The 9,141-nt window shown below is 67.9% G+C and carries 10 protein-coding genes and 1 pseudogene; 4 read left to right on the top strand and 7 right to left on the bottom strand.

Features of this window, described 5'->3' with window-relative positions:
• Positions 1–109: 109 nt before the first annotated feature.
• The 7 genes from IPJ59_RS31985 to IPJ59_RS32015 form a co-directional block, all read right to left on the bottom strand.
• Complete coding sequence (locus tag IPJ59_RS31985) at positions 110–796, bottom strand: DUF4215 domain-containing protein (RefSeq protein WP_293274967.1); 687 nt, start codon at positions 794–796, stop codon at positions 110–112.
• Between the two features lie 37 nt (positions 797–833).
• Complete coding sequence (locus IPJ59_RS31990) at positions 834–1,544, bottom strand: hypothetical protein (RefSeq protein WP_293274968.1); 711 nt, start codon at positions 1,542–1,544, stop codon at positions 834–836.
• Positions 1,541–2,161 carry a hypothetical protein gene (locus tag IPJ59_RS31995; RefSeq protein WP_293274969.1) on the bottom strand — a complete coding sequence of 207 codons (621 nt, stop codon included), beginning with the start codon at positions 2,159–2,161 and terminating at the stop codon, positions 1,541–1,543. The genes IPJ59_RS31990 and IPJ59_RS31995 overlap by 4 nt, the downstream gene beginning before the upstream one ends.
• A gap of 22 nt (positions 2,162–2,183) precedes the next feature.
• Positions 2,184–3,044 (bottom strand): DUF4215 domain-containing protein, encoded by an 861-nt coding sequence (locus IPJ59_RS32000; protein ID WP_293274971.1) that lies wholly within the window; start codon positions 3,042–3,044, stop codon positions 2,184–2,186.
• Between the two features lie 795 nt (positions 3,045–3,839).
• Positions 3,840–5,612 (bottom strand): serine/threonine-protein kinase, encoded by a 1,773-nt coding sequence (locus IPJ59_RS32005; RefSeq protein ID WP_293274973.1) that lies wholly within the window; start codon positions 5,610–5,612, stop codon positions 3,840–3,842.
• Positions 5,613–5,724: 112 nt separating this feature from the next.
• Positions 5,725–6,090 (bottom strand): hypothetical protein, encoded by a 366-nt coding sequence (locus IPJ59_RS32010; RefSeq protein WP_293274975.1) that lies wholly within the window; start codon positions 6,088–6,090, stop codon positions 5,725–5,727.
• Positions 6,083–6,385: a hypothetical protein gene (locus IPJ59_RS32015; RefSeq protein ID WP_293274976.1), complete on the bottom strand. Its 303-nt coding sequence runs from the start codon at positions 6,383–6,385 to the stop codon at positions 6,083–6,085. Before IPJ59_RS32015 ends, IPJ59_RS32010 begins: the two co-directional genes overlap by 8 nt.
• Before the next feature lie 72 nt (positions 6,386–6,457).
• Between IPJ59_RS32015 and IPJ59_RS32020 the strand changes: the two genes are divergently transcribed.
• The 4 genes and pseudogenes from IPJ59_RS32020 (at position 6,458) to IPJ59_RS32030 (ending at position 9,002) form a co-directional block, all read left to right on the top strand.
• Positions 6,458–6,784, top strand: coding sequence for a hypothetical protein (locus IPJ59_RS32020; RefSeq protein ID WP_293274978.1), 327 nt, complete (start codon positions 6,458–6,460; stop codon positions 6,782–6,784).
• Positions 6,785–7,074: 290 nt separating this feature from the next.
• Entirely contained in the window at positions 7,075–7,614 is a 540-nt protein-coding gene (locus tag IPJ59_RS32025; protein ID WP_293274980.1) for a hypothetical protein, read from the top strand.
• A gap of 742 nt (positions 7,615–8,356) precedes the next feature.
• Positions 8,357–8,452 (top strand): annotated as a pseudogene (locus tag IPJ59_RS38365) (ParA family protein); the annotation flags it as partial.
• Positions 8,453–8,573: 121 nt separating this feature from the next.
• Positions 8,574–9,002, top strand: coding sequence for a P-loop NTPase family protein (locus tag IPJ59_RS32030; protein WP_293274982.1), 429 nt, complete (start codon positions 8,574–8,576; stop codon positions 9,000–9,002).
• The last annotated feature ends 139 nt before the right edge of the window (positions 9,003–9,141 follow it).

The following is a 9,141-nucleotide window of genomic DNA, read 5'->3' on the forward strand; positions in this document are numbered from 1 at the left end:
GTGAGGCGCAACATGCGCTCTCTCGGCCTCGCGCACTTTGGCCCCCCGCTACGGCGACACCCCGACCGCGGTCCATATGCTCTGGATCCTGCTCGAGCGCCGGCGTCAGTTACAGGCTCTGAAAGCAGTATAGGGCGTAGGGTGAAGCACAGTCGCTGGGTTGGTCAAATCCGGCCGCCATGGTCCACTCGGCCGTTTTGCGATCGCTGTAGCCATAGTAACCGGTCTTCAGGATCGAACTGGTGGACCAGTCGTCGCAGTGCTCCGAGTCTGGCACTGCGGTGCCATCTGGGCGGGTCCCGGTCCACACTCCTCCTTGATAGGTCTCGCTCATTTCTGTCACCTCAAGCGGGTTCTCCAGTTGTCCCGCCAGCAGCGCCGACCACGAAGTGGCCAGTACCAGGCCGTTCGCCATCACCAGCTGACCGCGCCCCCGCGTGAATCGGTCGCGTGCGTCGGTCGTGCTGTCGCTCAGCCATGCCCGGTACTTCAAACCGTCCGGCCAGCCCCGATCATCGGCAAGGTTCGCACACAGGGCGTCCGCCGACTTCAGGCTCCCTACCGCAACCCCGTTGTACAGCGCGCTCGTTACGAACACCCGCCGGTCGAGCGCACAGGTCTCGCTGCAGCCGTCGTCCGGGTCCAGGTTGTTGTCGTCGCACTCCTCCGGCTCGGGGCCGAACGCCTCCAGTACCCCGTTGCCACACTCCGCCATCGGCTCGCCCGTGCTACTCTCGGTGGCTTCGGTGTCTCCGGTTGAATCGGTGGTGCCGTCGTTTCCCGAGCCCGTACCCATCGTCGCCGAGCTCGCCACTGGTGTGTCGCCGCTACTTTCAGGCGAAGTGGCGTCGTCGGTTGCACTGGAGATCTCGGCGGCTGTCGTCCCGCTCGTATCCTGCTTCTCGACATAACCTCCCACCCGCTGTGCGCCGCAGGCGGAGAGCAACGCGAGCAGCGCGATGATGCAGTATCTCCGCGCAATCATGAACAGATACCTTCAGCCACGATTCAACAGGCGACCCGATCGTACTCAGATTTCCGAGGCAGTAGAGGTGAAAGACGGGCTTGTCGCATTGCCAATGGAAAACACCGGTCCACCACTGCCCTGTCTTCCAGGCCATCGCATCAGGAGAGCCGATCGGCACGGCGCTGAAGCCGGTGCGGCCCGTGAACGCGGGCCCTGCGCTGGTCCAGCCCTGACAGTGTTGATCGGGGCTGAAGCGGAGACCGCCCGGTGCCGTGTTGGTCGCCACGTATTCCTTGTAGAGCGTACTTCCGTTCTCAGTGACCATGATCCCTTCTCCGAGCGGCCCAGCCTCGATCAGCGCTGCGAAATTGTTCGCAAACTTCGTGCCCGTGACGAGCACATACGGGAATGAGGCCACGACGTTCTGGAAGCGATCTTTGGCGTCGACGTCAGCGGTGCTCAGGTACGCGTGGAAGCGCTCCGGCTCGGCAAGTCCGGCCAACTTCGCCGCGGCCTGACACTTCAGATCGGCGCCGAAGAGCCCACCCATCGCCCCGGTGAAGCTCGCCTTCGTCACGAAGCCTCGAAGCTGCTGCGCCTTACAGCTCGTGTCGCACAAGATCCCTGGTCGTCGCCCTTCCGACCGCCGTTCTCGAGCCCGAGGTCACAGGTCTCGAAGTCCGGTTGAAGCTTGTGATCCCCGCAGCGGGCTCCGGGAGCACAGTCCTCCCCACAGAGACTCCCGTACTCGTCGCTGTTCCCTGCCCCTTCATCGCACAACTCCCAGCCCACGAACAGTTTTCCGTCCCCACAGACATTGAGAGTACAGTCGGCCTTGCAGAATCGAGTGTCTGCATTGCCATCGAGCCCATCGTCGCACTCCTCCCCCTCATTCAGAAGACCATTGCCGCATTCGGGACTCACAGCCGTCGTGTCCATCGCTTCGCTGTCCGTCTCCGGCTCGTCGGACGTACTCGTCGTCGTCATCGGCCCGTCGTCACCCAGCGAGGTCGTCGAATCGTCCTGCGTTGTGGTCGGGGTGTCCGGCGCCGTGGTCAGGACCTCAGGCGTCGTCGATGTCCCGGTAGTGCCATCCTCGTACCCAACGGGTTGCTCCGGGTCCGTGCAACTCAGCAATCCGCACACCAAGACCAGGCGGGTGAACGGGAGTTGGCGCGGCACAAGGGTGGACATGGTGGTCTCCGAGGGCTCGGGTCTACAGGCTCTGCATGCAGTAGAGGGCGAAGTCCGCCGCGCATCCGCCCGGCATGTTCTCGTCAGTCCACGCGCCCGTCGTGTAGCTAGCGTCGCCATAGGTGCCTTCCGACAGGACCGAGGCGCTGGTCCAATCGTCGCAGTGCTTCGATCCTGGCACGGCGGTGCCATCGGGGCGGGTTCCGGTCCACACCCCCCCGTCATAGGTCTCACTTTTCTCCGTCACCTGAAGCGGGTTCTCGAGCTGCCCGGCCAGCAACGCCGACCACGACGCCGCGAACACCAGGCCGTTGGCCATCACGAGCCGGCCGCGCCCCCGCTTGAACCGGTCGCGTGCGTCGGTCGTGCTGTCGCTGAGCCATGCCCGGTACTTCAAGCCGTCTGGCCAGCCCTGATCGTCGGCAAGGTTCGCGCACCTGGCGTCCGCTGACTTCAGCCCACCGATCGCCTCGCCGTCGTACAACACGCTCGACACGAACACTCGCCGGTCGAGCGCACAGGTCTCGCTGCAGCCGTCGTCTGGGTCCAGGTTGTGGTCGTCGCACTCCTCCGGCTCGGGGCCGAATGCTTCCAGTACCCCGTTGCCGCATTCCGCCATCGGCTCGCCCGTGCTGCTCTCCGTGGTTTCGGTGTCCCCGGTTGAATCGGTGCCGTCGGTCCCAGAGCTCGTGCCCGTCGTCTCCGAGCTCGCCTCCGTGGTCTCGCCACTGCCGTCGGACGAGGTGGTGTCGTCGCCCGAACTGGAGCTCCCCGTGGTTCCCGTCTCGCTCGTCCCGCTCGAGCTCATCGAGCAGTTTTCAAGCTCCTCGACGTAGCCCGCCACCCGCTGCACACCACACGCTGGGGTCAGCGCGAGCAGCACGAGGATGCAGTACGGCCGCATGAGCATGATCAAAAGGCCCCCGCGATCGTGAGGCCGACTCGATTGTGCCGCAGATCGAATCCGAGTTGGGTCCGTCGGCGTTGCTTCGCGCCGCGGACCAGCAAGGCCGTCCCGGCCGACATCAGCGCCGCGCCGGTCAACCCGAGCGCGATCATGGCCCCTCGCTCACGTCGAACATCCGCGAGTAGCTCGCTCATACGGATGCGGTCGCCCGAGGTACAGGCTCGCCGCGCCAGGTCAGCATGCAGCGCATCGGCGGCGGCGATGTCCCTCCGGAAATTGGACGCGACCCCACCGAGCGCGCCCAGGGCTACAAGGCCGAGCGGCAGCACCACGCTGCCCGCGATGAGCTGCTTGCGTGCGAGCGTGTTACTCACGGGTGCTGGTGGCGGCGTAACGGCAGCAGGAGCGGGCACCGGCCTGGGCGGCTCGGCGGCTGGCACGACCACGGGGACTGGCACCGGTGCGGGCACCGGGACTGAGACCGCCACGTGCGCCGCGCAAGCTGCGGGGCCGAAGGCGGCGAGCTGCTTGGTCACCTCCTCGTGGCGTGCACGAGCGTTGCGTGCCTCGAGCATGTTTGGGTCCTCGGGCCACGCGACCGTCAGCGCTTCCGCGTGGTCCTTCAGGATGGCCTGCAGGCGACACAGCGGCGCGGCGTCGCCGGTCTCGGCGTGGAGCGCGAGGAGGGTCGAGCGCATCGAGCCAAGCAGCTGTTCGCGGCCGGCCCGATCGCGGCGCGCATTGGGCATCGATTGATACGCCGCGAAGAACTCATCGACCGCGGGAGCGAGCTGGCCCGCATCGTAGAATTGCATGGCCTTCGCGTTGAGCTCGGCGGCTTCCGGGGACAGGTTGCTCGGTGCAGGCGCGAGGACAAGGTGCAGGACGAGAAGATGCAGCATCGGTGTCATGGGCGGCTGGGCGTCGACCGCAGCTTGAAGACGTGAACGAAGGACACAGGCTCGCTCGGCGGGACCAGGGCGTGTGCTTGAGGGCCTTGTCGAGACAGCGGCTGAGGGTGCTGTCTGGCGCGCCGACGACGTGGGCGGAGACACGTCCGGTCGTGTCGATGTTCACGGCGATCGCCAGTCGGTCGCTGCCGCCAGTGTCCACGTCGGCACATCGCTGGACGTCGGCCTGGCGGCGGGCGATCGCCCGAGGCCCTGCGACTTCGGGGGTCGGGCGGCGGGCGGCCGGCGAGGCGGGGCGCGGGCGAGCTACTTCCTGCTCCACGTTGGCCTGCCGGTCGTCCGTTCGCAGATCCGTCGCGGACACCCATACGGACGCGTCGCTGTGATCGGCCAGCGGCTCAACATCGAGGGCGAGCGGGACGCTCCAGCGAGCTGTCGGGGCCATGCCGCCGCTGGGGTCCGGGGCATCACTCGTGGCGTCGGCACTCGAACTCATACCGACAGGATGATGCACAGCCGCCGGAGCCCCGGGGCATACGGCTCGCGGGGTGGCGACGGTGGTGAGCACCGCTCCGAGGCCGAACGCGAGGAGAAGCCCGTGGAGCTGGCGACGGCGCAGAGCCTGAGATCGACGGCGAGGTGCGCGGACCCGCCGGTCCGTCGTGACCGGCGCCCCGCCAACGCTCGCAGCCGCGGCGCGCAGCGACTCGGCGAATTCCAGCATGGACTGAGGCCGATCGTTCGGGTTCTTGCGCAACGCGGATTCGATGACCTCCGCGACTGCCGGCGGAATGCCGGCGCCGGCGCCAGCCTCGGAGAGCAGCGTCGGCTCGCTGTATATGTGCTTGGTCAGCACGAACAGCATGGGTTGGCCGCGCGCCTCGTGAAACGGGAGGCGCCCGGCGAGGACACGATAGAGCGTGACGCCCATCGAGTAGACGTCCGAGCGGCGATCGACAGGGTTGCCGGCGGCCTGCTCGGGCGAGGTATAGCCGGGCGTGCAGAGCAGGCGGCCGACCTCGGTGGTGGGCGGGCTCGCGGCGTTGCGGAGGGCGCGATCGGCTTTCACGAGGCCCAGGTCGATCACGACGGCGGTCGGTGGCTGGCCCGATTTGCGGGTGATGAGAATATTGCCCGTCTTGATATCACGGTGCACGTAGCCCCGATCGTGGACCGCGTGCAGCGCCTCGAGCGCGGGCAACAGCAGATCCAGCGCCTCGCGCCAGGGGATCCGCTGGTCGCGATATTCGCGGAGGTACTGCTCGAGGTTCGGGCCGTCGAGCATCTCCATCACGATGTACGCGGTGCTGTCGAGCTTGCCGGTGCCGAACACCCGCACGAGGTTGTCGTGGCGGACCTGGGCGGCGGCGCGGGCCTCCTGGACCATGCGGGCGCGAAGCTCGTCCGAGGCCATCCTGGGCTTGAGCAGCTTGATCGCCACGTCGACGCCGAGCTCCTCGTCGGTGGCCCGGAACACGTCCGCCATGCCGCCGGCGCCGATCATCTCGCGGATCGTGTAGCGCCCGCCGATCACGCGGCCGATGAAGTCGTACTCGATCGCGTTGTCGGACTGCGGATCAAAGTCGCCGACGGTCACGACCTTGAGGTGGGTGCTCTCGCCTGCGCTGGACATCGGAGGCCCTTTCGGAGCGACGCGCGCGATCGCGCGGAGCGACTCTAGGGTCCGTTGCAAGGCTTGTCCAGTCGGCTCGCTGGCGGCGGGTGGCCGGGCGAGGTCAGGCGGCTCAGCCTCGTCGCCGGCGACGGCCGGGCTCGCGTTGCGACTCAAAGACCATCACCAGCCCGTCGTTCAGGCCGATCGTCCATAGCTGGACGACGTCTCGCTCGTAGCCGACCCGCAGCTTCTCCGGATCGCAGCAGGGCAGAAGCCACTGCAGGTGCGAGGGCAGGTGCTCGCCGACCTGGTTGCGGATGAACGCGTCGGCGCTGGCGAACACGCCGCGGTAGTCCAGCTCCGCGGCGTCCAGGGTCGTGGCGTCCGTGGTCTTGAGGGTGAGCGCGAGCAGTTCACGGAAATGTGGCGGCGCGCCGGTGGGGGGCGGCGGGAGCTCGATCTCCAGAACCTCGATGTCCGGGTGGGTGTCACTCATGGCCCGTGTCCCTCCTGTCGACCTGGACAGCCGCATCCCGGATCACATGGAAGAACTCGGAGAAGGTGCGGAATACGTAGCGGCGCAGGACACCGCGCCGGTCGATGAACTCGATCAGGAAGTCCTCCTCCTGGGCCACGGGAGCGAGCGGGCAAACCCCGAGGGCGTCCCGCACGCCGAACACGAAGTCCCCGGCCGTCGTGGTGATCTTTGCCCGATGTGTAGCCACCGTCGCCTGCCTTTCATTGGGCCGCCTATCGGCCTTGGCTGATTCTTGGCGGACTGTAAAGCGCATGTCAAGTAGACTGTAAAGCGCAGTGCAGGCAGTGTCGCGCGGGCTCGTGGCCGACCGGGTAGAGTGCCGGCCGTGGCCCGCCCCGAGGTCAGAACAAGCGCGCTCGCGGCGGCGATCGGCGTCAGCCGCCAGACGCTGGCAACGTGGGTCACGCGCGAACTGCTGCCGCAACCACGCAGGCTGCACCTCGGTGTGCACGGCTCGTCCTCGCGATTCCCTGGCTATTCGGTCGAGCTCGGGCAATACGTGCGCCAGGCGCTCCGGGAGGCGCCGTTCGTGGAAGTGGCCCGCGAAGTCGCGCCGCTGCTCGCCAGGGATGCGGACTGGGTCGACGAGCAGCTCGCCGCGGGGAAGGCCATCAAGGACCTGCTCCGCGAGCTCGGCGCGCTGCGGACCTGAACGCTCGTGGCCCCTCCGACGGGGATGGCTGCTACCGTCGCACATGGCCGTTGGCGAGCCGCAGGTACTGGACGACCCTGGCCGGACCGAGACGCTCGTCAGCCGCCTGCAGGCCTTCCTCGCCGGCAGCGAGACCCACGAGTCGCTGCAAGCGTGGGCCAGGGCGCTGTGGACCGAGCAGGCGAGCCCCGTGAACGGCCACGCCTGGGCCACGGCGATCTTGATGAACCTGTGGAACGCCACGACGCGGGAGCCGCGGGGTGCCGAGTCCCGGCCGTACATCCTCCGGCGTGTCGACGTCGCCGCGTACCTGGACGGCCTGCAAGGCGGTGACCGGGTCCCCACGCGCGACCTCGGCGGCCTGCGTTGCGACCCCGACGGACATCGCATCCCGGCTTGGCCGCGAGACCGAGCGGTACGTCCTCGACGGCATCGGCTGGTGCGAGTATCTGCAGATCGCCTCGCCAGGCAGCGGCCGTGTGTTCGTGCTCGAGCGTCCGCTTGAAGCCGCGGCCAGGGGCTCGTGGGTCTACGTCGACCGGACGGCCGACGCCCTCGATGCCGTGCGCGACCTGTTCGAGACCCTCGCCATCGACCTCGCGGACCTCGAAGGTTTCGCCAGCGACTTCGTCGTCGACACCGTCGCCCTGCCGCGCTGGACGCTCTGGCGTCAGGACGACAACGGCATCCGTGCCGAGGTCGCCGACTTCACCAGGCCGGCGCAAGGCCGAGGCCGCGCTGCGCCACTACGAGTCCCTGCACCACAAGCAGGTCTACTGGCTCGGAGGATCTCCGCTGATCACGCGAGCGTGAACAAGTGCGGCGGGTGAACAAGTGCTGTTGCCGGTGCCCGCGTCGTCCCCCGTGGTGTCGCCCTCGTCAGGGCATCGGTGGGCGCCCTCGCCTGCGACCACGGCTTAGCCCGTTCGAGGGCTACAAGCTGCACCCGCTCCTGGCCACGCGTGGGCGCTCCGCGTAGCCCTCATTGCGGCGACACCTGACGCCCGCGCCGTGGCCCGCTCGATGGGCCCTTCACCTGCCGCCTGCGGGCCACCAGGCAGGTGGAAGATGGCATCTGGCTGCTGGTTGGCGGCGGCCCGCGCCGCGATCTTGGCGCCGCTCGCCGGTTACCGTGACGGCAAAACCGGCGTCGATGCTGCGGGTCGCCGCGTCGCCGCGGAGCCGGGAGCCGACACACCACACGGCGCGGAGAATTGGCTGCGACGTGCGGCCCCACAGGTGGCGTGCCTCGAAATACAATTCGTGCAACGCGGCACCCTGCTGGCAGCCGCCGGACCCCACCGCGCAGCCGCCGGGGCTCGGCGCGCCGCCGCGCGCCCCGGCTGGCCGCTGCGCCCCCCTCGTGCTCGCCCACGAAGTCGACGCCGGGCGCTTCGACGCAGCCCTCGAGCCCACTGCGGAGGTGATCTCCACGATGCACATTTCAGCGCCGACGACTTGGGACGGTATGGGACGTCGGAGGAAATATGTCTACACGCCTCACCCCAATTGGGGCTACCAGCGTGCACATGGACGTGGCCATTCATTGTGGCGACAGCCAGGATCCGATCCATGAAAACGATCGCGGTCTACAACAACAAGGGTGGCATCGGTAAGACGACCTTCTCCGTGCACGTCGCGCTGTACGCGGCCAAGCACCACATTCGCACGCTCGCCGTCGGCTCGACCGGCAAGGCGACCTGTGTTTGTGGCTCGCCGGCGGGGACTGTGAGGTGCAGGATGGGCTCTCCTACCGCCACAGCGATTACCTGCACGTCGTCTACAGCCGATGGAGCTGCCGGCGCGGATCGCCAACTACGACCTCGTGATCGCGGATTGCCCGCCCGCGATCGAGATCGTCGATTCGGTGACCGCAGACCTTTGGCTGGTGCCCCTCGACGGTCGCCTGGCGATGGAGAACCTCGGCAATATCTATCCGAGCCTGCGCCGGACCCAGGGGGCGATCACGCTGGTGCTCAACCGCTGCGACCTCGCCGGCAAGCGCGTGGTCGAAGGCCTCCGTGAGGCCGCCGAGCAGATCCCCAACGCGGTCGTTCGCGGTGCGCCCATCCCCGCCTCGGCGGCGATCGCCAAGGCGGCCGAGTACTTCAGGCCCGTGTGGGACGTGCCCTACGGCAAGGGTACCCAGGGGGACCGTGCGATCCAGCAGCTCTGCGCTGACTTGCTCACCGACTGCGGCTTCGGGGGGAAGCTCTGAGATGACCCAGCGCAACCGCAAGCCCAGCGGCCTCGACTACAAGATGCGGCCGAACCCCGGCGCCCGCCAACCCAGCGGGCCCGCACCCGCGGCGCTCAACTTCTTGCGTGACGGCGGTGGCCTCGCCGAAGAGCCATCG

It is taken from the genome of Nannocystis sp. (assembly GCF_016714285.1).
In the GTDB taxonomy this organism is placed as follows: Bacteria; Myxococcota_A; Polyangia; order Nannocystales; family Nannocystaceae; genus Nannocystis.